The organism is Actinomadura miaoliensis (genome assembly GCF_039536785.1).
Lineage (GTDB): Bacteria > Actinomycetota > Actinomycetes > Streptosporangiales > Streptosporangiaceae > Spirillospora > Spirillospora miaoliensis.
Genome location: NZ_BAAAZG010000002.1, coordinates 388,732 through 410,251, shown reverse-complemented (window position 1 = coordinate 410,251; position 21,520 = coordinate 388,732). Strand labels below are relative to the sequence as shown.

20 protein-coding genes are annotated in these 21,520 nt (G+C 72.6%); 11 read left to right on the top strand and 9 right to left on the bottom strand.

Features of this window, described 5'->3' with window-relative positions; translation table 11 throughout:
* Positions 1-87 precede the first annotated feature (87 nt).
* Positions 88-1,293, top strand: a complete 1,206-nt coding sequence (locus ABD811_RS06405) for an RNA-guided endonuclease InsQ/TnpB family protein (RefSeq protein WP_344942371.1) — start codon at positions 88-90, stop codon at positions 1,291-1,293.
* A gap of 390 nt (positions 1,294-1,683) precedes the next feature.
* The gene (locus ABD811_RS06400) at positions 1,684-2,286 is read left to right on the top strand and encodes a YdcF family protein (RefSeq protein ID WP_425549371.1); all 603 of its coding nucleotides are present in this window, start codon (positions 1,684-1,686) and stop codon (positions 2,284-2,286) included.
* A gap of 96 nt (positions 2,287-2,382) precedes the next feature.
* Here ABD811_RS06400 and ABD811_RS06395 read toward each other — a convergent pair whose 3' ends face one another.
* A complete protein-coding gene (locus ABD811_RS06395; protein WP_344942224.1) occupies positions 2,383-2,886 on the bottom strand; it encodes an Lrp/AsnC family transcriptional regulator in 504 nt (167 codons plus the stop codon).
* 112 nt (positions 2,887-2,998) lie between these two features.
* Between ABD811_RS06395 and pdhA the strand changes: the two genes are divergently transcribed.
* The 3 genes from pdhA to ABD811_RS06380 are packed head-to-tail and all read left to right on the top strand — an operon-like array spanning position 2,999 to position 6,560.
* Positions 2,999-4,108, top strand: a complete 1,110-nt coding sequence (pdhA, locus tag ABD811_RS06390; RefSeq protein WP_344942221.1) for a pyruvate dehydrogenase (acetyl-transferring) E1 component subunit alpha — start codon at positions 2,999-3,001, stop codon at positions 4,106-4,108.
* Complete coding sequence (locus tag ABD811_RS06385) at positions 4,105-5,121, top strand: alpha-ketoacid dehydrogenase subunit beta (RefSeq protein ID WP_344942218.1); 1,017 nt, start codon at positions 4,105-4,107, stop codon at positions 5,119-5,121. Before pdhA ends, ABD811_RS06385 begins: the two co-directional genes overlap by 4 nt.
* Positions 5,118-6,560, top strand: a complete 1,443-nt coding sequence (locus tag ABD811_RS06380; protein ID WP_344942215.1) for a dihydrolipoamide acetyltransferase family protein — start codon at positions 5,118-5,120, stop codon at positions 6,558-6,560. Before ABD811_RS06385 ends, ABD811_RS06380 begins: the two co-directional genes overlap by 4 nt.
* Here ABD811_RS06380 and ABD811_RS06375 read toward each other — a convergent pair.
* The gene (locus ABD811_RS06375; RefSeq protein ID WP_344942212.1) at positions 6,547-7,170 is read right to left on the bottom strand and encodes a TetR/AcrR family transcriptional regulator; all 624 of its coding nucleotides are present in this window, start codon (positions 7,168-7,170) and stop codon (positions 6,547-6,549) included. The two genes, ABD811_RS06380 and ABD811_RS06375, sit on opposite strands and share 14 nt — an antisense overlap.
* A gap of 125 nt (positions 7,171-7,295) precedes the next feature.
* Between ABD811_RS06375 and paaZ the strand changes: the two genes are divergently transcribed.
* From paaZ to paaE, 6 genes are read left to right on the top strand one after another with little or no spacing between them, the layout of a single operon-like run.
* Complete coding sequence (paaZ, locus tag ABD811_RS06370) at positions 7,296-9,350, top strand: phenylacetic acid degradation bifunctional protein PaaZ (protein WP_344942209.1); 2,055 nt, start codon at positions 7,296-7,298, stop codon at positions 9,348-9,350.
* The gene (gene paaA, locus ABD811_RS06365; protein WP_344942206.1) at positions 9,350-10,306 is read left to right on the top strand and encodes a 1,2-phenylacetyl-CoA epoxidase subunit PaaA; all 957 of its coding nucleotides are present in this window, start codon (positions 9,350-9,352) and stop codon (positions 10,304-10,306) included. The genes paaZ and paaA overlap by 1 nt, the downstream gene beginning before the upstream one ends.
* A complete protein-coding gene (gene paaB, locus ABD811_RS06360; RefSeq protein ID WP_344942203.1) occupies positions 10,303-10,605 on the top strand; it encodes a 1,2-phenylacetyl-CoA epoxidase subunit PaaB in 303 nt (100 codons plus the stop codon). The genes paaA and paaB overlap by 4 nt, the downstream gene beginning before the upstream one ends.
* A 23-nt stretch (positions 10,606-10,628) precedes the next feature.
* A complete protein-coding gene (gene paaC, locus ABD811_RS06355) occupies positions 10,629-11,522 on the top strand; it encodes a 1,2-phenylacetyl-CoA epoxidase subunit PaaC (protein WP_425549370.1) in 894 nt (297 codons plus the stop codon).
* 8 nt (positions 11,523-11,530) lie between these two features.
* Entirely contained in the window at positions 11,531-12,067 is a 537-nt protein-coding gene (paaD, locus tag ABD811_RS06350; protein WP_425549369.1) for a 1,2-phenylacetyl-CoA epoxidase subunit PaaD, read from the top strand.
* 3 nt (positions 12,068-12,070) lie between these two features.
* A complete protein-coding gene (paaE, locus tag ABD811_RS06345; protein WP_344942195.1) occupies positions 12,071-13,186 on the top strand; it encodes a 1,2-phenylacetyl-CoA epoxidase subunit PaaE in 1,116 nt (371 codons plus the stop codon).
* 25 nt (positions 13,187-13,211) lie between these two features.
* On the opposite strand, the gene ABD811_RS06340 is transcribed toward paaE, so the two are convergent.
* From ABD811_RS06340 to ABD811_RS06310, 7 genes are all read right to left on the bottom strand, one after another.
* Complete coding sequence (locus ABD811_RS06340; protein WP_344942192.1) at positions 13,212-14,126, bottom strand: LppU/SCO3897 family protein; 915 nt, start codon at positions 14,124-14,126, stop codon at positions 13,212-13,214.
* A 559-nt stretch (positions 14,127-14,685) separates the two neighbouring features.
* Positions 14,686-15,228 carry an NUDIX hydrolase gene (locus ABD811_RS06335; RefSeq protein ID WP_344942189.1) on the bottom strand — a complete coding sequence of 181 codons (543 nt, stop codon included), beginning with the start codon at positions 15,226-15,228 and terminating at the stop codon, positions 14,686-14,688.
* Positions 15,225-15,665, bottom strand: coding sequence for an SRPBCC family protein (locus ABD811_RS06330; protein WP_344942185.1), 441 nt, complete (start codon positions 15,663-15,665; stop codon positions 15,225-15,227). Before ABD811_RS06330 ends, ABD811_RS06335 begins: the two co-directional genes overlap by 4 nt.
* 55 nt (positions 15,666-15,720) lie before the next feature.
* Positions 15,721-17,073: an ABC transporter substrate-binding protein gene (locus tag ABD811_RS06325; protein ID WP_344942182.1), complete on the bottom strand. Its 1,353-nt coding sequence runs from the start codon at positions 17,071-17,073 to the stop codon at positions 15,721-15,723.
* Positions 17,074-17,130: 57 nt separating this feature from the next.
* Positions 17,131-19,560: a vWA domain-containing protein gene (locus ABD811_RS06320; protein ID WP_344942179.1), complete on the bottom strand. Its 2,430-nt coding sequence runs from the start codon at positions 19,558-19,560 to the stop codon at positions 17,131-17,133.
* Positions 19,561-19,875: 315 nt separating this feature from the next.
* Positions 19,876-20,457: a HEAT repeat domain-containing protein gene (locus ABD811_RS06315; protein WP_344942176.1), complete on the bottom strand. Its 582-nt coding sequence runs from the start codon at positions 20,455-20,457 to the stop codon at positions 19,876-19,878.
* Positions 20,420-21,379: a hypothetical protein gene (locus ABD811_RS06310; protein WP_344942173.1), complete on the bottom strand. Its 960-nt coding sequence runs from the start codon at positions 21,377-21,379 to the stop codon at positions 20,420-20,422. Before ABD811_RS06310 ends, ABD811_RS06315 begins: the two co-directional genes overlap by 38 nt.
* Between the last annotated feature and the right edge of the window lie 141 nt (positions 21,380-21,520).

The window sequence follows — 21,520 nt, the reverse complement described above, 5'->3', positions numbered from 1 at the left end:
TTACAGCAGTCGGAGCCGGGCTGACGAGGGCGGCTTTAATTGCCGCCTCGAATCGCGACTGTAATGCTATAGTCACGTAGCGTGAAAATGGCGGTGCAGGTGAAGCTGTTGCCGACGCCTGAGCAGGCCGCGGCGCTCACCGAGACCCTGCACGCCTGCAACAGCGCCGCCGATCACGTAGCGCGGGCGGCGTTCGAGCGGAAGCTGTTCTCACGCGCCGTCCTGCAGAAGCTCGTATACGCGGAGTTGAAGGCACGAGGGCTTTCGGCGCAGCCGGCATTGCACGTGATCCGCAAGGTCGCCGATGCCTACACCACCCTGCATGCTCACATCCAGGCTGGTCTGCTGGGGAAGGAAGGCTCGGCGCGGCGAGTCCGGGCCGAGCGGAAACCGATCACCTTTCGCTCTGACGCAGCCCAGCCGTTCGACGATCGATGCCTCTCCTGGCAGATGGACGCTCGGACGGTGTCGATCTGGACCACTCGCGGCAGGTTGAAGAACGTGGCGTTCACCGGCGAGCAGTCGCAGTTGAAGACCCTCGCCGAGTACCGCAGGGGTGAGTCGGACCTGGTGTACCGCGACGGCAAGTGGTTTCTCCTCGCCACCTGTGAGGTGCCCGAGTCGCCTCAGCGAGAACCCGTCGACTGGATGGGAGTCGACCGGGGCATCGCCAATCTGGCTACCACCAGCGACGGGGGCAATTACCAGGGCCGCGGCTTGGAGCGGTACCGGAGGCGCATGGCGCGTCTGCGCGCGGAGTTACAGGCCAAGCGCACCAGATCCGCCAAGCGCAGGCTGAAGCGGCGCGCGCGCCGGGAGGCCCGGCACGCCGCCTGCGTCAACCACAAGATCGCCAAGACTGTGGTGGCCGATGCCCAACGCACCGGACGCGGCATCGCCCTGGAAGACCTTCGGGGAATCCGCGACCGGGTACGGCTCAGGCGGCACCAGCGGGCCACCTTGTCGAACTGGCCGTTCCAGCAACTGGGCCAGTTCATCGCCTACAAGGCCAAGCGGGCCGGTGTACCGGTCATCGAGGTGGATGCGGCCTACACCTCCCAGACGTGCCCGCGCTGTCGGCACGTCTCCCGTAAGAACCGTCCCACAAGGGATGACTTCGCGTGCGTGGTCTGCGGGCTCGCTGGCCCGGCCGACCACATCGCCGCCGTGAACGTCGCGAGACGGGCACGCGTGGCGTGGGCTTTTGTCAACGCGCCCTATGCGGCCGTGTCACCGTCCCGTCGTCGGGGGCAGTCACGAGCTGCGAACTCGCCACTTCGCGCGAGTAGTTGACGTCCTCCTACGCCCCCCAGCGTCGGTCTGGTGCCGAACGGGGCCGTGCTGACCGCCCCGAGCTTGCCGGCCGCCGCTGTGCTGACGGCTCGGTACTCGGTCCGCCGGGGGTGCGCTGAGTGCTGTGCGTCGGCGCCTCGATCGGTGCTATTCGGCTGCCAATAGCGTCAAGGGCTACGAGCGGCAGGTCCGCGCCTAGCTCGGCTGGCTGATTGAGGTGCGTGCGCGGGGAGGGGGATGGGGGCAGGGGCGGCGTCGTTCCTGCCATGGCATGGTTTGTGCATGTGGTCGGGGGGCGTCCGGCGCGGTTAGCAGGGGGGAAGTGGATTGGGCGGGGTTTTGCCTGAGGGGCTCCGGGCGGATGTTGGGGTGTTGTGGCGGTATCACGACATGGGGCATGGGGTGCGGCGTTGTGATGTCGCCATCGGGCTTGGGAGCCATGATCTGGGGGTGGCCACGTACGCGGCCGAGCTTTATCACCGGGGGATGGTGCCGCTGGTGGTGTTCACGGGGGCGAACGCGCCGACGACGGTGGGGCGGTTTCCGCGTGGGGAGGCCGTTCACTATCGGGAGCACGCTCTTGCGCTGGGGGTGCCGGACGAGGCGATCCTGGTCGAGCCGGAGGCGACGAACACCGGGCAGAACATCGCGTTGACGCGCAGGCTGCTCGACGGCAGGGGGATCGAGGTGCGGTCGGCCTTGTTGATCAGCCGTCCGTATCAGCAGCGGCGGGCCTATGCGACCGCGAAGAAGGTGTGGCCGGAGCTTGAGGTCGTGTGCGCGTCCCGGCCGCTGTCGCTTGACGAGTACGTCCGCGGCATCGGGGACGCGGATCGTGTGATCAACATGCTGGTCGGGGACACGCAGCGGGTGTGGGTGTACGCGGAGCGCGGGTTCGCCATCGCGCAGGACGTGCCCGCTGAGGTGTTGGGTGCGTATGAGCGGTTGGTGGCGGCGGGGTTCACCAGCAGGGTCGTCGACGGAGATCGCTGAGCTGGCCGTGCTGTGACGGCCGCGTTCCTTGCGGAGGATCTGCGGGTGGGAGGACGTCTGGCGGGCCGTCGTGTGGTCACCGTGCGGTGGTCGGTCTCAGCCGTTGGCTGAGGAGCCGGGGGCCTCTTCGAAGACGATCCAGGTGCGGGTGGAGCGGACGCCGGTGACCGCGTGGACTCCGGCGAGGACGACGTCGCGGAGGGTGGCGGTGTCGGGGGTGCGGACGAGCATGACCAGGTCGACGTCGCCGCCCACGAACGCCAGGTGCTGCACGTAGGGCACTTCGCGCAGGTTCACCGAGACGTCCCGCCAGGAGTGCTGGTCGATGTTCACCAGGACGTAGGCGGTGGTGCCGAGGCCGGCGCGGGCCGGGTCGATGCGGGCGGTGAAGCCGGTGATGACGCCTTCGGTGAGCAGGCGTTCCAGGCGGGCGTAGGCGTTGGAGCGGGAGACGCGGACGCGTTCGGCGAGGGCGCGGATGGACAGGCGGCCGTCGGCGGTCAGCTCGCGCAGGATCGCGCGGTCGACGTCGTCCAGGGGGGCCGCCGAATGTCCCGGGGACGGGGTCGCCGGTGGGATGTTGAGGGACAGATGGTCCATGGTGGCCCCCTGGAAAAGCCGGATGTCCGGACTTTAGCGCGGTTCTTGAGACGTATGGCCGAACTAATCCATATTCCTCCCAAGAAGGCACGGACGAGGAGGTTGGTGCCGTATGTCGGATCGACGCCGTGAGGGCCCGGGGGCGCTGCTTCCGTCCGAGAGGCCGGTCCGGTTCCTGACCGACGGCGGGGCGCCCGCGCGCGGCCGTCCCGCGTATCCGGAGCCGAGCCCCGAACTGCTGCGCCGCGCGTACCGGCACATGGTCGTGGGGCGCCGGTTCGACACCCAGGCGACCGCGCTGACCAAGCAGGGGCGGCTGGCGGTGTACCCGTCGAGCAAGGGCCAGGAGGCGTGCCAGGTAGGGGCGGTGCTGGCCCTTGAGGAGGGCGACTGGCTGTTCCCCACGTACCGGGACTCGGTGGCCCTTGTGACCAAGGGCATCGAGCCTGTGGAGGTGCTGTCGCTCCTACGGGGTGACGCGCACTGCGGCTACGACCCGTACCGCCACCAGGTCGCTCCCCAGTGCACTCCCCTGGCGACGCAGACGATTCACGCTGCGGGCCTGGCGTATGCGGAACTCCGTAAGGGGACGGGACGCATCGCGCTCGTGTGCGTGGGGGACGGGGCGACGAGTGAAGGCGACTTCCACGAGGCGCTGAACTTCGCCGCCGTGTTCAAGGCGCCGGTGGTGTTCCTCGTCCAGAACAACCAGTACGCCATCTCCGTGCCGCTGGAGCGGCAGACCGCTGCGCCGGCGCTGGCGTACAAGGGAGTCGGGTACGGGGTGCGTTCCGAGCAGGTCGACGGCAACGACGCCGTGGCCGTCCTGGCGGTGCTGTCCGCCGCCGCTGAGCACGCGCGTTCGGGCGGGGGGCCGTTCCTGGTGGAGGCCCACACGTACCGGATGGAGCCCCACACGAACGCGGACGACGCCACCCGGTACCGGGAGGAGAAGGAGGCCGAGCGCTGGCGTCGGCGTGACCCCGTCGCGCGGCTGGAGGCTTATCTGCGGCGGCGCGGCCATCTCGCCGACGAGGACGTCACGGCGATCAACGCCGAGGCCGAGGAGTTCGCGGCCCGGGTGCGGGCCGAGTTGAACGCCGACCCGCGTTTGGCGCCGCTGGGGCTGTTCGATCACGTCTACGGCACGCCCACGCCGCAACTGGCGGAGCAACGCGAGGTCCTGGAGGCCGAACTGCAGGCCGAGGAGGCGCTGAGATGACGACGATCAGCATGGCGCAGGCGCTGAACGCCGCGCTGCGCGACGCCCTGGAGGACGACGAGCGCGTCCTGGTGTTCGGTGAGGACGTGGGGCCGCTGGGCGGGGTGTTCCGGATCACGGACGGCCTGACCGCCAAGTTCGGCGAGGACCGCTGCTTCGACACGCCGCTGGCCGAGTCGGGGATCGTGGGCTTCGCCGTGGGGATGGCCATGGGCGGGTTCCGGCCCGTGGTGGAGATGCAGTTCGACGCGTTCGCCTACCCGGCGTTCGAGCAGATCGCCTCGCATGTGGCGAAGATGCGCAACCGGACGCGGGGACGGGTGGCGCTGCCGATGGTCATCCGCATCCCGTACGGGGGCGGGATCGGCGGGGTCGAGCATCACAGCGATTCCAGCGAGGCGTACTACGCGCACACGCCCGGGTTGAAGGTGGTCACGCCCGCGACGGTGGACGACGCGTACTCGCTGTTGCGGGAGGCGATCGAGGATCCCGATCCGGTCATCTTCCTGGAGCCCAAGAAGCTGTACTGGTCGAAGGCGCCGGTGACCCTGCCGGTGCGCACGGAGCCGTTCGGCCGTGCGGTGGTGCGCCGTCCGGGCGGGGACGCGACGGTGGTCGCCTACGGGCCCGCCGTGCCGGTCGCGCTCGAAGCCGCCGAGGCGGCCGCCGAGGAGGGCTGGGACCTGGAGGTCGTCGACCTGCGCACGATCGTCCCGTTCGACGACGAGACGGTGACGGCGTCGGTGCGCCGGACCGGCCGTTGCGTGGTGGTGGCGGAGGCGGCCGGGTTCGCGGGGGTGGGCGCCGAGATCGCCGCCCGCGTCCAGGAGCGCTGCTTCCACAGCCTGCTGGCGCCGGTGCTGCGGGTGACCGGGCTGGACATCCCGTATCCGCCGCCGATGCTCGAACATCACCATCTGCCGGACGTCGACCGGATCCTGGACGCCCTGGACCGGCTGCAGCGCGACGACGAACCCGACGTCCGGTACCTGCCCGAGGCGGGTGCGGCATGACCGCGACGGCGACCGAGCAGGTGTTCCGCCTTCCCGACCTGGGGGAGGGGCTGACCGAGGCGGAGATCCTCCAGTGGCGGGTGTCGGTGGGGGACGTCGTCGCCGTCGACCAGGTCGTGGTGGAGGTCGAGACGGCCAAGGCGGCCGTCGACGTGCCCGTTCCGATCGCCGGGACGGTGGTGCGCCTGTACGGCGAGCCGGGCACGTCCGTCGCGGTGGGTGCGCCGTTGATCGCGGTGGCCGTCCCGGACGAGCGGTACCGGGAGGAGGAGCGCGCCGGGTCGGGCAACGTCCTCGTCGGGTACGGCACCGGTTCCTCCAGGCGGTCCCGGCGCCGTCCCCGCGTCAAGCGGCCCGGATCGGAGGTGTCGAGGCCCCTCACGGCCGCCCCGCCCGGGCCGGCGACCGTGAAGCCCGGGCCCGTCGGCGGCGCTCTCAAGGGCGGGGCCGCCGGTGCCGTGGTGCCGTCCGTGTCGACGTCCCGCCTGGCGGCCCTGCCGAGGGCCGAGGCGGACGCCGCGCTGAGGCTCGCGGGACGGGGCGCCGGGGAGGAGGTGCCGCGGGTCATCTCGCCGCTGGTGCGGCGGCTGGCGGAGGAGCACGGCATCGATCTCGCGCTGGTGACGCCCAGCGGGCCGCGTGGTGTCGTGCTCCGCCGGGACGTGGAGGCCGCCATCGCCGCGTCCGACGAGACCCCCGCCGCCGACACGCCCGCCGCCGACGCGCCGGGCACCTGGGAAGCGCCGCAGGTCGAGCGGGTGCCGCTGCAAGGGGTGCGGCGGGCCATCGCGGACAAGCTCTCGCGCAGCAGGCGGGAGATCCCCGACGCGACCACCTGGGTCGACGTGGACGCCACGGCGCTGGTGGAGCTCAAGGACGGCATCCGCCGGGCCTCCCCGGACGCCGGGATCGGCATGCTGGCGTTGCTGGCCCGGATCTGCGTCGCCGGGCTGCGGCGCTTCCCCGAGCTGAACGCCTACGTGGACGTCGAACGGCAGGAGATCGTGCGGCTGCCGTACGTCAACCTGGGGTTCGCCGCGCAGACCGACCGGGGGCTGGTGGTGCCGGTGGTGCACGACGCGCACCGGCTGACGCTGGCCGAACTGGCCGCCCGGCTGCGGGAGCTGACGGCGGCCGCGCGGGACGGCGGTCTGACGCCACGGCAGCTCACGGGCGGGACGTTCACGCTGAACAACTACGGCGTCTTCGGGGTGGACGGGTCAACGCCGATCATCAACCATCCCGAGGCGGCCATGCTCGGGGTCGGGCGGATCGCCGACCGGCCGTGGGGGTTCGAAGGGGAGGTGCGGCTGCGGAAGGTCGCGCAGCTGTCGTTCACGTTCGACCACCGCGTGTGCGACGGCGGCGTCGCCGGGGGCTTCCTGCGGTTCGTCGCCGACTGCGTTGAGCGGCCGGAGGTGCTGGTCACCCATCTGTAGCGCCGCCGGAGCGGCGGACGCCGGTGAAGGCGATCTTGCAGACGGTGTCGGCGAGCTCGGCGGCGCTGCGGCGGCCCTGCGGGCGGTACCACTCGACCAGCGAGTTGACCATGCCGAACAGCAGCCGGCTGGTGATCGCCGGGTCGACGTCCGGGCGGATGTCGCCCTCGGCCGCGGCCTGCGCGACCAGGTCGGCCACCATCCGGTCGAACTCGCGGCGGCGGGCCATGGCGCGGCGCTCGACGGTGGTGTTGCCGCGCACCCGCAGCAGCAGGGTGACGAACGGCAGCCGGTCGACCAGGACGGTGACGCTGGCGCGCACGAGATGCTCCAGGCGGTCGACGGCGCGTCCGTCGACCGCCATGGCCTGCTCGGCGGCGGCGAACAGCCCGTCGAGGGCGCGGTCGACGGCGAGGCGCAGCAGTTCGTCCTTGCCGGACACGTGGTGGTAGATGGCGGACTTGCTGATGCCGAGCCGTTTGGACAGCTCGTCCATGCTGGTGCCGTCGTAGCCGCGCTCGTTGAACACCTTGACGGCGACCTGGAGCAGGGACTCCTTGTCGTAGCCGGGGCGTCCCCGCCGCGTCTGCCGTCCGTCCGCGGTGGTCACGCCGCTCAGTATCGCAGCGTTCCAGGGGTGCCGAGACCTGGCGGCGCTCCCCCGTCCGGAGTTACTATCCCAACTGAACGTCCGGTCGGTTATTCGGGTCGGAAGACGAGGTGAGGAGGCCCGCGATGGGCACGACGGCTCCGTTGCGCAGCTATGTTTCGGGGGCCTGGCAGGCGCCGCCGGACGAGGGCGTGCCGCTGCTGGACGCGGTGACCGGCGAGCAGGTCGCCCGGTTCTCCGCGACCGGGGTCGACCGCGCGGCCGCGCTGGAGCACGGGCGCCGGGTCGGCGGGCCCGCGCTGCGCGAGCTGACCTTCCACCAGCGCGCCCTGCTGCTCAAGCAGCTCGCCGCCCACCTGCGCGAGCACCGCCAGGAGCTGTACGAACTGTCGGCCCGCACCGGCGCCACGCTCGCCGACTCCAAGATCGACGTGGACGGCGGCCTGGGCGTGCTGTTCACCTACGCGAGCAAGGGCCGGCGTGAGCTGCCCAACGACACCGTGCTGGTGGAGGGCGACGTGGAGCCGCTGGGCAAGGGCGGCACGTTCGTCGGCCAGCACCTCTGCACGCCGCTGCGGGGCGTCGCCGTGCAGATCAACGCGTTCAACTTCCCCGTGTGGGGGCCGCTGGAGAAGTTCGCGCCCGCGTTCCTGGCGGGCATGCCGAGCCTGGTCAAGCCCGCGCCCCAGACCGCCTACCTCACCGCGCGGCTGGTCGAGCTGATCATCGAGTCGGGGATCCTGCCCGAGGGCACGCTGCAGCTGCTGTGCGGCGAGCCCGGCGACCTCCTCGACCACCTCACCGAGCAGGATCTGGTGGCGTTCACCGGGTCGGCCGCCACGGCGCGGCTGCTGCGCACCCACCCGGTGATCGTCGGCCGGGCGGTGCGGTTCAACGCCGAGGCCGACTCGCTGAACTGCTCGATCCTCGGACCCGACGCCACGTCCGGCACACCGGAGTTCGACCTGTTCGTCAAGCAGCTGGTCGCCGAGATGACGGTGAAGGCGGGCCAGAAGTGCACCGCGATCCGCCGCGCGCTGGTGCCCGCCGACCGGATCGACGAGGTCGCCGAGGCGGTGCGGGCGCGGCTCGGCCGGGTGACGGTCGGCAACCCGGCCAACCCCGACGTGCGGATGGGCGCGCTGGCCACGCTGGAGCAGCGCGAGGAGGTACGGCGGGGCCTCAAGGCGCTGGCGGACGCGGGCCGGATCGTGTTCGGCGACCCCGAGCGCGTCGAGGTGGTCGACGCCGACGCCGAGCGCGGCGCGTTCATGTCGCCCGTCCTGCTGCGCGCCGACGACCCCGAGCGCGCCGAGCCGCACGAGGTGGAGGCGTTCGGGCCGGTCAGCACGCTGCTGCCGTACCGGGACGCCGACCACGCCGTCGAGCTGGCGGCGCGCGGGCGGGGCAGCCTGGCCGGGTCGGTGGTGAGCGCCGACCCCGGGTTCGTCCGGCACGTGGTGCTGGGCGCGGCGTCGTCGCACGGCCGGCTGCTGGTGCTGAACGCCGAGGACGCCGGCGAGTCGACCGGGCACGGCTCGCCGCTGCCGATGCTCGTGCACGGCGGGCCGGGACGCGCCGGGGGCGGCGAGGAGATGGGCGGCGTCCGCGGCGTCCTGCACCACATGCAGCGCACGGCCGTGCAGGCCGGGCCGTCCATGCTCAGCGCGCTGACCGGCCGGTGGGTGCCCGGGGCGCCGCGCACCGGCACGGACGTCCACCCGTTCCGCAAGCACCTGGAGGACCTGCGGGTCGGCGACACGGTCGTGGCGGGGCCGCGCACGGTGACGCTGGAGGACATCGAGCACTTCGCCGAGTTCACCGGCGACACCTTCTACGCCCACATGGACGAGGAGGCCGCCAAGCGCAACCCGTTCTTCGGCGGCCGCGTCGCGCACGGCTACCTGGTCGTGTCGTTCGCGGCGGGTCTGTTCGTCTCCCCCGAACCCGGCCCGGTGCTGGCCAACTACGGCCTGGAGAACCTGCGGTTCCTGGCGCCGACGTTCCCCGGCGACGAGCTGACCGTCACGCTGACCGCCAAGCAGATCACGCCGCGCGAGGGCGCCGACTACGGCGAGGTCCGCTGGGACACCGAGGTCACCCGGCAGGACGGCGTCGCGGTCGCCAAGTACGACGTGCTGACCCTGGTGGCCAAGCGTCCCGAGGGAAAGGAGGGGTGATGGCCGAGGACGGCGAGCTGTCCGGCCACTTCGAGCGGACGATCGACCGCGACCAGCGGATCGAGCCACGGGACTGGATGCCGGACGCCTACCGGGCGACGATGATCCGGCAGATCGCCCAGCACGCCCACTCGGAGATCATCGGCATGCAGCCGGAGGGCGCCTGGATCACCCGGGCGCCGTCGCTGCGGCGCAAGGCGATCCTGCTGGCCAAGGTGCAGGACGAGGCCGGGCACGGCCTGTACCTGTACGCGGCCGCCGAGACGCTGGGCGCCGACCGCACCGACCTCACCGAACGGCTGATCTCCGGCGCGCAGAAGTACTCTTCGATCTTCAACTATCCGACGCTGACGTACGCCGACGTGGGCGTGATCGGCTGGCTGGTGGACGGCGCCGCCATCTGCAACCAGGTGCCGCTGTGCCGCAGCTCCTACGGGCCGTACGCGCGGGCGATGATCCGGATCTGCAAGGAGGAGTCCTTCCACCAGCGGCAGGGCTACGAGCTGCTGATGACGATGATGCGCGGCACCGGCGCGCAGCGGGAGATGGTGCAGGACGCGGTGAACCGCTGGTGGTGGCCGTCGCTGATGATGTTCGGCCCGCCGGACGCCGAGTCGCGGCACACCGCGCGCTCCATGGCCTGGAAGATCAAGCGGCACACCAACGACGAGCTGCGGCAGCGGTTCGTCGACATGACGGTGCCGCAGGCCGAGGCGCTCGGCGTCACCCTGCCCGACCCCGAGCTGCGCTGGAACCCCGAACGCGGCCACTACGACTTCGGCGAGGTGGACTGGGCCGAGTTCAGGCGGGTCGTCGGCGGCGACGGGCCGTGCAACGCCGAACGGATCGCGGTGCGCCGCGCCGCGCACGAGGACGGCGCGTGGGTGCGGGAGGCGGCCGCCGCCCACGCGGCCAAACGGGCACGGCGGTCTCGGCACGCGGAGGAGGCGGCATGACGGACGACGGTGCGGTGCGGGCGGAGTGGCCCCTGTACGAGGTGTTCGTCCGGGGCAAGCGCGGGCTGAACCACGTGCACGTCGGGTCGCTGCGCGCCGCCGACCCCGAGATGGCGCTGCGCAACGCCCGCGACCTGTACACGCGCCGCAACGAGGGCGTGAGCATCTGGGTGGTCGAGGCGGCGCACATCACCGCCTCCAGCCCGGACGAGAAGGACCCGTTCTTCGCCCCCAGCGGCGACAAGGTCTACCGGCATCCGACGTTCTACGAGATCCCCGAGAACGTCCCGCACATCTGAGGGGCCGCATGTCGCGCGACAACCTGGCCGGCGACCTGGCCGGCAACGCGCTCGGCGCGCTCGCCGAGGACCACGACGACGCCCGCTGGGCGTACGGCACCGGCTTCCACGACCCGCTCGCCGGGCTCGACACGGCCGTGCCGGACGGCGTCGACGGCGACGCCCTGGCCGCGTACTGCCTCATGCTCGGTGACGACGCGCTGATCATGTCGCACCGGCTGCAGGAGTGGTGCGCGCACGCCCCCGAGCTGGAGGAGGAGGTCGCGCTCGCCAACATCGCCCTGGACCTGCTCGGGCAGGCGCGGCTGCTGCTGACCCGCGCCGGGCAGGCCGACGGCACCGGCCGCACCGAGGACGACCTGGCGTTCTTCCGGGACGCGGGGGAGTTCCGCAACGTCCGGCTGGCCGAGGCGCCGCGCGGCGACTTCGCGTTCTGCGTCGTGCGGCTGCTGGTGTTCGCCACCTGGCGGCTGGCGCTGCTGGACCGGCTTACCGCCTCCCGCGACCCCGTGCTCGCCGCGGTCGCCGCCAAGGGCGTCAAGGAGGTCGCCTACCACCGCGACCACGCCGCCATGTGGACGATCCGGCTCGGCGACGGGACGGCCGAGTCGCGCCGCCGCATGGCCGGCGCCCTGGCCGCCGTCTGGCCGCTGACCGGGGAACTGTTCGCTCCGCACGACGTGGAGCGGCGGATGGCCGAGCGGGGGCTCGGTGTCGACCCGTCCACGGTGCGCGCCGAGTTCGACCAGGTCATCGCCGAGGTACTCGCGGCGGCCACCCTGCCCGTCCCCGATCCCGCCGGGACGCCGCACGAGCCGGGGCGCAGCGGACGCGACGGCGTTCACTCGGAGGAGTTCCACGCGCTGCTCGCCGAGCTGCAGAGCGTCGCCCGCGCGCACCCGGGGGCGACATGGTGACGGGCGACATGGTGACCGGCGCCCGCGCTCCTGCCGCGGCCGATGCCCGCGCCGCCGAGGCCCGCGCGGTCGCCGAGACGGTGACCGACCCGGAGCTGCCCATGCTGACCCTGCACGAGCTGGGCGTTCTGCGCGACGTGCGGGTCGACCCGGCCGGACGGGTGGAGGTGACGATCACCCCCACCTACACCGGCTGCCCGGCCGTGCAGACCATGCGCGACGACCTACGCGCGCGGCTCGCCGAGGCGGGCTTCGCGCAGGTGGAGATCCGTACGGTGCTGCGCCCGCCGTGGACCACCGACTGGATCAGCGAGTCCGGGCGGCGCAAGCTCGCCGACGCCGGGATCGCTCCCCCGGGCCCGGCGCCCCGCCGCACGTCCGGGCCGATACCGCTGACCCTCGGCCCGTCCCGCACCGTGGTGCGCTGCCCCCGCTGCGGCTCCCCCGACACCGACGAGCTGTCGCGGTTCGGCCCCACCGCCTGCAAATCGCTGCGCCGCTGCCGCGCCTGCCGGGAACCGTTCGAGCACTTCAAGGAGATCTGAGCCGTGACCGCGCTCGACACCGCGCCCGCCCCCGCCTCCGGACCGCGCCGCCGCCGCGCCGCCTTCCACGCCCTGCGCGTCACCGAGGTCGAGCGGCTGTGCCGGGACGCGGTCGCCGTCTCCTTCGAGGTGCCGGACGCGCTCGCGGACGAGTACGCCTTCCGGCCCGGCCAGTTCCTCACCCTGCGCCGCGTCGTCGACGGACGCGAGGAACGGCGCTCGTACTCCATCTGCGCCCCGGCGGGAGCCGCCCCGCGCATCGGCGTCCGCGAGATCCCCGGGGGAGCGCTGTCGTCCTGGCTGGTCCACCAGGTGCGGCCGGGCGATCTGGTCGAGGTGCTGCCGCCGTCCGGCGGGTTCACGCCCGACCTCGGGCGGCCCGCCCACCATGTGCTGATCGCCGCCGGGTCGGGGATCACGCCGGTGCTGTCGATCGCCGCGTCCGCGCTGCGCGACCCGGAGTCCCGGGTCTCGCTGCTGTACGGCAACCGGCGCAGCGACACGGTCATGTTCGCCGACGAGCTGGCCGACCTGAAGGACGCCCACCCCGACCGGTTCGAGCTGGTGCACGTGCTGTCGCGGGAGCCGCGCGAGGCCGAGCTGTTCAGCGGCAGGCTGGACGCGGCCCGGCTGCGCGCCCTGCTGCCGCTGCTGCTGCCCGTCCGCGACGTCGACCACTGGTGGCTGTGCGGCCCGTTCGGCATGGTCACCGACGCGCGGGCCGTGCTGGCGGGCCTCGGCGTGCCGGACGACCGCGTCCACCAGGAGCTGTTCCACGTGGACGACGTGCCGCCCGAACCCGTCCGCCACCCGGACGAACGGCCGCCGGAGGGGGCCGGGCCCGCCACCGAGGTGACGATCGTCCTGGACGGCCGCGCCACCACCGTGACGCAGCCCCGGGACGCGACCGTCCTCGACGCCGCCCAGCGGGTGCGCCCCGACCTGCCGTTCGCGTGCAAGGGCGGTGTGTGCGGCACCTGCCGCGCCCGCGTCGTCGACGGGCGGGCCGACATGCGCCGCAACTTCGCCCTCGAACCGTCCGAACTCGCCGCCGGGTTCGTCCTGACCTGCCAGGCCACCCCCGCCACCGACCGCCTCACGATCGACTACGACAGCTGACCGGCCGGTCGGGTGCGGCGGCCGGTCAGGTGCGGCCGAGGTTGCCGAGCTGCTCCCTGAGGGTGGGCTTGAGCTGCTTCAGGCACAGGATCGGCAGGTAGGCCTCCTTGGCCTCCATGTACTTGTCGGACCCCGCCGGGCACTCGCTCTGCGTGCGGACGCGGCCGGTGACCTTGCCGACGGCCTCGGAGCCGCCGCATTCGACCTTCTCCGGGCCGCGGAAGCTGTACGTCGGGTCCTTGATGCAGTCGCCCGGGCCGAGCACCGCGCCGCCCGCGCCCAGGCACAGGACGGGACGCCGCTCGGACGAGCTGGTGAACTTGGCGGTCTCCATGGTGCGCGGCGCGGGGCACTGCGCCTCCGTCGCCACCCGCGCGATGACCTTGCCGTACCAGTCCGCCGACGAGCACGGCACCTCGCGGTTGAAGGCGATGCTGTTGCTGATGCAGTCGCCGGGGCCGAGCTGCCCGCCGCCCATGCCGGGATCACCGGGGTGCGGGCCCTTGAGGTTGCGCACGCAGACGTCCCAGTACTGGGTCTCCTTGGCCGACACCCGGACGCGGGCACCGCCATCGGAATCGTCCGGGCACCCTTCGGCCGAGAAGTTGAAACCGCCGAAGGTGCCCTGGCCGGTGCGCAGCACCTTGGTGACCCGGCCCTTCGCCTCGTCGGACTTGCAGCCGACCCGCAGGGCGGACGGCACGGTCTGCAGGGTGCTGGACTTACCGCTCAGATCCAGCCGCTTGTCGATGCAGTGCTCGGCCGCGACGGGGCCGCTCGGTTCGTCGCTCGCGTTCCGCACGACCACCACGGCGACCGTCGCCAGCAGGACCACGGCCACGACGCCACCGGCCGCCAGCAGCGCGATCAGGCGCCCGTTCTTGCGCGGCGCGGGCTGCGGCGGTTGGCCGGGGAAACCGGGGGAGGGCATCGTGGGCATCTGCCCCGGCCCCATGCCACCGGGCGGCATGGTCGGACCGCCGGGCGCCACGGCGTGGCCGCCGGGCGGCACGGTCGGACCGCCGGGCGGAACGGGCGGCGGCCCTCCGTACCCCTGCCCAGGCGTCTCCGGCGGCCGGCCCGGTTGCCCGGCCCAGGCCGGCGGCTGGCCGGACGGCTGACCTGCCGGCGGCTGGCCGGGTGGTTGGGCCATACCTGGCGGCTGGCCCGGGGGGTGTGCGGACGGAGGCTGCCCCTGGCCCTGACCAGCTGCGGGCCGGCCCGCGGCGGGGTCGGCCCAGGACCCCTGCTCGGAAGGATGACGAGGTTCTTCGGGACGCCCACCCTCGGTGTTCAACTGTTCCTCTTCTCACCAGCTCGTGTCGCAGGGAGCGACGACGCGACCATGATCCGTGACTCCGGCGCCAACGGCCGGACGGCCACCCAGCCTCGAACGCGCGCACCAGGGCGTTGCCGGGGGCCGGCACAGAAATTGACGACCAGTCCACCCCAAGAGTTGGATGGTCGTCCAGAAAAATCCGATTCGCGAAGCCGGCTGCTCAGTGGTGCCAGGGGAGACGCACGGGCTCGTCGGGGACGCGTCCGGCGAGCAGGTCGACGAGCAGGGGCGCCAGGCCGAGCGGGTAGACGGGCTCGTCGGCCGACCGCAGCTCGTCCAGCGTCCACCAGCGGTGCTCGGTGATCTGGTCGCGTTCCAGGGTCTCGAACCCGGACGTGTCGATCTCGTAGGCGGCCGTGCGGTGCAGGAAGAAGTCCTCCCGGAACAGGCCCTTCGCCCACCCCAGGTCGGCGTAGCCGGACGTGACCGCGACGTACGGGCCGAGTTCGCCCGGCGCGACGACCAGGCCGGTCTCCTCGCGCAGTTCGCGGGCGGCCGCCTCGCGCAGGGTCTCGCCGTCGTCGATGCCGCCGCCCGGCGTGATCCAGCAGTAGCCGAGGTCGGGCCTGCCCCCCACGCGCATGAAACGGAACAGCAGGATGCGCTCGGCGTCGTCCACCAGCAGCACGCGCGCCGTATGGCGCCGGTACCGCTCCCCCGCCGCCGCGTCGTCGCCTGCCGCGTTCTCGGCGGCGCGCGTCATCCGGCGAGCTCGGATTCGAGCTTGGCGAGCTGCTCGTCGTAGATGCGCTGCAGGCCGCGGGGCGCGAAGGTGCGTTCGAAGAACCCGCCGATGCCGCTCGCCCCGCTCCAGGTGGTGGTGATGCGCACGCGCGTGCCGTCACCGGCGGGGGAGACCGTCCAGGTGGTGACCATGGACGAGTTGGCGTCGCGTTCGACGAGCGTGTTCTCGTCGGGGACGCTGACCGACATCAGGCAGTCGCGGACGCGCTTGCTGGTGGCGGCCAGCTTCCAGTGCACCACCGTGCCGTCGCCCTTACCGCCCTCGCGCACCTCGTACTCGCTGAAGTGCTCGGTGAGCGTTCTCGAACGTACGCCGTCGTAGTCGCCGATCGCCTCCAGCACCCGCTGCGGGCTCGCCTTGACCGTCTTCTCGGCGGTGGCAGTGACCTGTCCCATGCCCTCCATCCTCTCGCACCCGTGGCGGAAGGGCCCGAAAGGGCCGCCCCGAACGTCACCGGCCGTCCGCGGCCGTGCGCATCTGCTCGTTGAGGATTCTCAGTTCACGGTCCCTGACGGCGACCCATTCGCGGTTCATGGTGCCGGGCTCGACCAGCGCCCGGCGCAGATGCGTCTGGATGAGGCTGGACACCTGGTCGTAATAGGGCGTGACCGGACGGGTGCGGGCCCCTTCGATTCCCTCCCGCATGATCGCCAGATGCGGATACGCGCTCCGCAGCGCGGCGTCGTCGTAGAGCGCCTTGCGGGTCGGGGCGACCCCGGCCTGGCTGAAAAGGGTCCGCTGGCTCTCCGGGCCGGTGAGGAACCGCATGAACCGCCGGGCCGTGTCGCGGTGCCGCGAGCAGCGCGACAACGCCAGGTTCCAGCCGCCCAGTGACGAGGGCGTCGGCAGCGGCGCCACCCCGAATCTGCCGGCGACGCGCGAGCCGCTGGAGTTCAGCACCTGGTAGGCGTACGTCCAGTTGCGCATGAACAGCGCCGTGCCGTCCTGGAACGCCGCCCGGCTGCCCTCCTCGTTGAACGACAGCGTCTCCCGCGGAATCCAGCCCTCGGAAATGCCCTGGTGGAGCCGGTCGATTCCGTCCCGCAGCGCGTCCGGCCTGGTGAGGATCTCGCCTTTGGGGCCGAGGATCTCCCCGCCCGTGTCCCAGAACGCCTCCATGGCGTTCACGGTGAATCCCTCGTAGGCCCCCAGCTGGGTGACATAACCCGCCAGCTTGTTCGCGGGCGCCACTCTGAGGGCCGTCCTGTGCAGTTCCTCCCAGGTGGCGGGGACGTGTTCACCGGCCTGGTCGAGCACGTCCTTGCGGTAATACAGCAGCCCGACATCCGCACGCAGCGGAATCGCCCACAGCCCGCCCCGGTAGCTGGCGCCTTCGATGGGCCTGGCCAGGAAGGCGTCGGCCTCGAATTCGTCGCGGTCGAGCGGCACGATGTAGCCCCAGCGGGCGAATTCGGCCGTGCGGATGATGTCGATGGAGACGACGTCGTAGCAGGCGTCGGCGCCCGTCGCCGCGGCCGCCTCCCCGCCGGCCTCCCGTTCCCGCGCGGCGGCCGCGTCCTGGGCGTGCGCGACGAGCTGGGCCCGCTGGTCGTCGGAGTTCTCCGGCAGCTCCACCATCTCGACGCGCTCGTCGGGGTGGCGGCCGTTCCAGGCGTCGACCAGCCGTTTGATCTGGCGGCCGCGGGTGGTGTCGTGGCTGTCGGCGAAGACGATGCGGCCCACCCCGTCGGCGTCCTCGTCGTCCTGCCCAGCGGACGTGCACGCCGCCGCGAGCGTCACCGCCACGGACGCGGCCGCCACCGCCGACACGGCCCGGCGGAGCGCCGGCGAAGCCAGTTCCATCGCGACTCCCTCGTCGTCGGCCGCGCGCCGCGCGTGGGCGGGACACGCGGCCGGGCCTCACGTGGACCGCCGGGGATTGCCCCACAGCCCGGCCGCCACGCCGTCGAGCGCCTTGCGCATGGCGGTCATGTCGTTGATCGGGTAGCACGCGCCGCCGCCCGCCTGCGCGACCCGGTCCAGGCCGTTCTCGCAGCCGCCGCTGTGGAACGCCAGGACGTAGAGGCGGACGGGGACGCCGTCCAGCAGCTCGGCGCGCAGCCGGTCGGCCCGCGCCTGGTCGTCGCCGCCGTCGTCGGTGCCGTCGGCGATCACGATCAGGGCCTTGGTGGGCGCGTCGGCGGGCTTGCGCCCCCGCCCGTCGCCGCCGGACCGCCGCAGCTCCCGCACGGCCTGGCGGACGGGGTCGTACAGGACGGTGCCGCGACCGCCCGTGTCCAGCCGGACCCTGTTCAGCCGGTCGTTCTGCGCACGGTCGGGCGGCCCGAGCGGCACCACCGAGCGGTGGTCGCGGCGGCCGTCCAGGTCGCGGGCGAACGTCCACAGCGCGATCTGGTCGCGTCCGCCCATGAGCCGCCGCGACCGCGTGATCGCGTCCTCGGCGGCCGCCAGCCGGGTGCCGCCGGCGTCGGGGAACGAGGCGTCCATCGCCCGCGACACGTCCACCGCCATCAGCACGTCGGCGGACCTGCGGACGCGGTCCCACGCCTCCAGCAGCGGCCCGTAGTGGATCTTCCCGGTGAGGTCCAGCAGCCGCGGCGTCACCACCACGTCCTGCAGCGGGAGCTGCCCCTTCACGTCGTGGAACCCGGCGTCGCGGAACCGCTGCTGCGCCTCGGGCGTGAGCAGGAACCGGTACAGCTCGTCGATGACCCGCCGCCGCTCGGGGCTCGCCTGCGGTGTCCGGTTGATCACGACGTACGGGTGGTCGAACAGGGGGGTCTCCGCCTGGACCACGAACGTCAGCAGGTCGGGCTGGGCGGCGCCGGACGGCAGCGGGCAGCGGCCGCCCAGCGAGCCGCCCGAACGGTAGTCGATCAGCGCCTTCTGCGAGACCAGCACCGCCGTCCTGTCGTGCAGGTCGCTGCCGGCGGGGGACGTGCGCACCGCGCACAGCAGCCGCTCCGGCTCGTCGTCGTCGCGGGCGACGGCCTGCTCCACGGCGTGCAGCCGCGTGGCCGCCTCCGTGCCGCCCAGCGTGTCCTCGTTCAGCACGTCACGGCCCAGCGCGGCACGGTACAGCGCGGCCGTCGCCGCCAGGCCCGTGCTGGACGTGCGGGGGCTGGCCCGGCCGAACAGGTAGCCGTGCTGCGGCCATGCCAGCACCTCGTCCCAGGACAGGTCCCGGTACTGGCGTCCGGTCAGGCCGAGCTCGTCGGCCATGGGCCGGGGCACGCCCACCACCAGGCGCGATCCGGTGACCGACCCCCTGACGCCCAGCGTGACCGTGCCGATCCGCTGGGCGCGCAGCACCTCCCGCAACTGCTCGACCTCCAGGGAGGAGTCGGGCAGCCACACGTCCGCCTCGTCGGACACCTCACCGCCGGTGGCCTGCGCCGTCGCCGCCGCCTGCTCGACGGCCGCCTGGGCCGGGCTGCGCGTCAGCCAGCCCTGCCTGATCGACTCCTCGATGCCGCCCGCGTTGGACGCCGTCACCACGTTGATGTCGGCCGCCCGGCAGCCGCTCGCCTCGCGCCGGCGGCGGCTCTCGAAATCCTGGGTCAGCGCCTGGACGACGTCGGCCTTCTCGGCGGACACCCGCACCCGGACCTGCACCGGCGGACGGTCGCAGAACAGCGGCCGCGACTCCCCCGGCACCAGGCTCAGCAGCGCCAGCGTCACCACGCCCACCGCCACGACGCCGCCGAGACGGCGCGGCGCCGACAGGCCCGTGACGCGGACGCGCAGCCGCGGCGCGGGAAACGACCTCGTCCACGCCCGCGCGGGCCGGTCCTGCCGCACCGACGCCGTCAGCGGCCGGTAATCGCCCGGATCGTTGTGCGGACCGCCCTGTTTGACGACGCCGTTGTAGAACGAATCGGAGACGATGACGCTCACGGCGGCGTCCGTTTCACGCGCCACCGCCTTGAATTCCGGCGCCTCCAGCAGCCGGAAAGCGTCGTCGACCGCCTTGCCGGACACCCCGTGGGGGTCGTGGCCCACCTCTCCGGCGTGCAGGACGACCCGCAGCCGGATGTGCGCGCCGGCGTTGGTGGTGGCGTTGTGCGCCGCCAGCTCGCGGGCCAGGTGCGGCAGCGCCTGCAGCGCCCGCGCGGTCGGCACCGACGCGGAGACCAGGATGAGCGCGCCGTCCCCGCGGTCCTCGCGGTGCCGCCGCCAGGGCAGGTACCAGGGCAGCCGGGCCCGCACGAACGCCCGGCGCAGCGCCCGGTACATGCCGTCCCGCGCCACGCGCCGATGCCAGTCGGTGGGCCTCTTGGTGGAGTCCACCATGTCGACGCAGAAGATCGTGTGGTGCCGCGGTTCCATGGTCGGCCTTCGGGGGGTGGGCGTACCGGCGTTCACGGCTTCGACCGCCGGTCCTGTCGCGAGCCTAGGCGAATGGCGGTGTGATCACCTTCTCATAGGTCGAGTTCTGGGGAAATGGACCTCTGTGGTATTCCGACGAACCGGTGTGATGTGTGGTTCACCGGACCTTTTGAAATGGCGTGCATGGCCGTTCCGGGGTTGTTTTCGGCGCTTGGCGAAGATCCTTCCCGACGGGTCTCGAACCCATGTGCGCCTTGCCGGAATCGGCCGTCCGCTCGCGCGGTGCCGGGAGGGCTGCCGGGTTGTGCCCGGCGGTCAGGGGCGGTCGTGGCCGAGGAGCCAGCGCAGCCGGCGCAGCCCGTCGTCGCCGAGGCGCGGCCCGGCCTGGTCGGCGAGTGCGCGCAGCCGTTCGCGTGTTCGCGGGGACGGCGTCGTGTAAACGGTGGCGGAATCCCCGTACACCCACGCCAGCAGATCCGTGCGGGCGAGCTGCCCCAGGGCCGGGTCATCGGAGGCGAGCAGCAGAAGGTCGGCCTCGACCCGAGCCCAGGCGCCGTGGGTCTTCACCAGGTGGAACGCGCCCTGGCGGACGTGACGCGGCTGTGCGGCATCGGCCAGCAGCTCTTGGAGCCGTTCCAGGGGCAGGGCGGTCACCCGCCGCCGTGTCACCGCGCGGACCACGGCCGGGGACGGATCCGTCAGCAACGCCGCGACCTCTTCGTCCGGCCCGCCGAGCCGGTGGAAGGCGCGGACGGCGGCGGCTCGCACCCGTGGACGTTCGTGACGCAGGTAGGGGCGCACTCGTTCGACGTCCCGCGCGTCCCCGCACTCGCCCAGGCCCGCCACCAGCCCCGGCAGCTCAGCGGGGGACGCCTGGGCGGAGCGGTACAACTCCACTGGGTCGGCGCCCCGTTTGCCGTACGGCCCACTGAGCGGTGGCCCGCATCAGCGCGGAGCGGCTGGTGAGGAAATCCCGTCCGCGGTCGGCACGGCCCAGCTTGACCAATGCGGTGAGGGTCTCTGCCCGTACGCGTTCGTTGCGCGAAGTGAGCATTCGTTCCAGCGGCTGGGCGTTTCCCTCTGCCAGAGCGCGCTCAGCGGCCGCTTCGGCGCACAGCATGCGGCAGACGATCTCGGTCTCCCGCAAGGCGGCGTCGACGAGCGTGTCCAAGGGAACCGTGCCGTCCAGCCACAGCCGATAGGCCCATCGCCGCGCGGGCAGGCTCCGGGATTCACGTGCGGCGGCCAGCACCTCCGGCGGGCTGTTGCGTACGGCCTCGGTCACCAGCGCCATGGCAGCGTCGGCACGGTGCTGTTCGCGTATCCGCAGGGCCACGTCGATCGCCTTGAGCAGCGCGACGTTGTAGGGGCTGCCGTAGGTGGCGGCAAGCGCATCCCGCAGGACGGTCCTGGCGTCGTTCCGGACGGGCGCGGCCCAGTCGGCCGTACGAATCACCAGAATCGGCCACAGGCGGGTGTCGGTGCGCATGGCGGTGGTGGCGAGGGCGGCCTGACGGACGCGTCCATCGTTGGAACAGGCCGCGATGAGCACGTCCAGCGCGTTGGCGTCCACGGGAGGCTTGGCCCTGGCGGCGCCCGTGTAGGCGTGCCAGGCGCGCAGTGCGGTGTCGAGCCGCAGCCAGGTTCGGGGTTCGGCGATGAACAACGCGCTGAGCGCCGCGTCGGGGTCGGTGCCGCTGTCGGTCAGGCGTCGCACGAGATCCCATGCCGTGGCGTCCCGGCCGTCCTGCACAGCGGTGATCAGGCTGCTGAGTTCCGCCTCGGTGTCCCCAGGTCGCCCGCCGCCCGCGTCGCTCACCTTCGCATCGTAGGCGGCGTTCGAGGCGGTCTGCGATCATGGCCGCGCTCGCCGGCCTGGGGACGACGCCTCCTACAAGATCGCGATCCATCCGCGTCGTCCCTGCTCAGGTGCTGCCGGGCGAGTTATCCACAACCTGTG

Bases quoted from the DNA above. Each gene is read 5' to 3' on its own strand.
- ABD811_RS06330 (WP_344942185.1), bottom strand. From the start codon at position 15,665: ATGGGACAGGTCACTGCCACCGCCGAGAAGACGGTCAAGGCGAGCCCG.
- ABD811_RS06385 (WP_344942218.1), top strand. From the start codon at position 4,105: ATGACGACGATCAGCATGGCGCAGGCGCTGAACGCCGCGCTGCGCGAC.
- ABD811_RS06325 (WP_344942182.1), bottom strand. From the start codon at position 17,073: ATGGAACTGGCTTCGCCGGCGCTCCGCCGGGCCGTGTCGGCGGTGGCG.
- ABD811_RS06395 (WP_344942224.1), bottom strand. From the start codon at position 2,886: ATGGACCATCTGTCCCTCAACATCCCACCGGCGACCCCGTCCCCGGGA.
- ABD811_RS06400 (WP_425549371.1), top strand. From the start codon at position 1,684: ATGGGGCATGGGGTGCGGCGTTGTGATGTCGCCATCGGGCTTGGGAGC.
- pdhA (WP_344942221.1), top strand. From the start codon at position 2,999: ATGTCGGATCGACGCCGTGAGGGCCCGGGGGCGCTGCTTCCGTCCGAG.
- paaA (WP_344942206.1), top strand. From the start codon at position 9,350: ATGGCCGAGGACGGCGAGCTGTCCGGCCACTTCGAGCGGACGATCGAC.
- ABD811_RS06405 (WP_344942371.1), top strand. From the start codon at position 88: ATGGCGGTGCAGGTGAAGCTGTTGCCGACGCCTGAGCAGGCCGCGGCG.
- ABD811_RS06320 (WP_344942179.1), bottom strand. From the start codon at position 19,560: ATGGAACCGCGGCACCACACGATCTTCTGCGTCGACATGGTGGACTCC.
- paaB (WP_344942203.1), top strand. From the start codon at position 10,303: ATGACGGACGACGGTGCGGTGCGGGCGGAGTGGCCCCTGTACGAGGTG.
- ABD811_RS06380 (WP_344942215.1), top strand. From the start codon at position 5,118: ATGACCGCGACGGCGACCGAGCAGGTGTTCCGCCTTCCCGACCTGGGG.
- paaD (WP_425549369.1), top strand. From the start codon at position 11,531: ATGGTGACCGGCGCCCGCGCTCCTGCCGCGGCCGATGCCCGCGCCGCC.
- ABD811_RS06340 (WP_344942192.1), bottom strand. From the start codon at position 14,126: ATGCCCACGATGCCCTCCCCCGGTTTCCCCGGCCAACCGCCGCAGCCC.
- ABD811_RS06335 (WP_344942189.1), bottom strand. From the start codon at position 15,228: ATGACGCGCGCCGCCGAGAACGCGGCAGGCGACGACGCGGCGGCGGGG.
- paaZ (WP_344942209.1), top strand. From the start codon at position 7,296: ATGGGCACGACGGCTCCGTTGCGCAGCTATGTTTCGGGGGCCTGGCAG.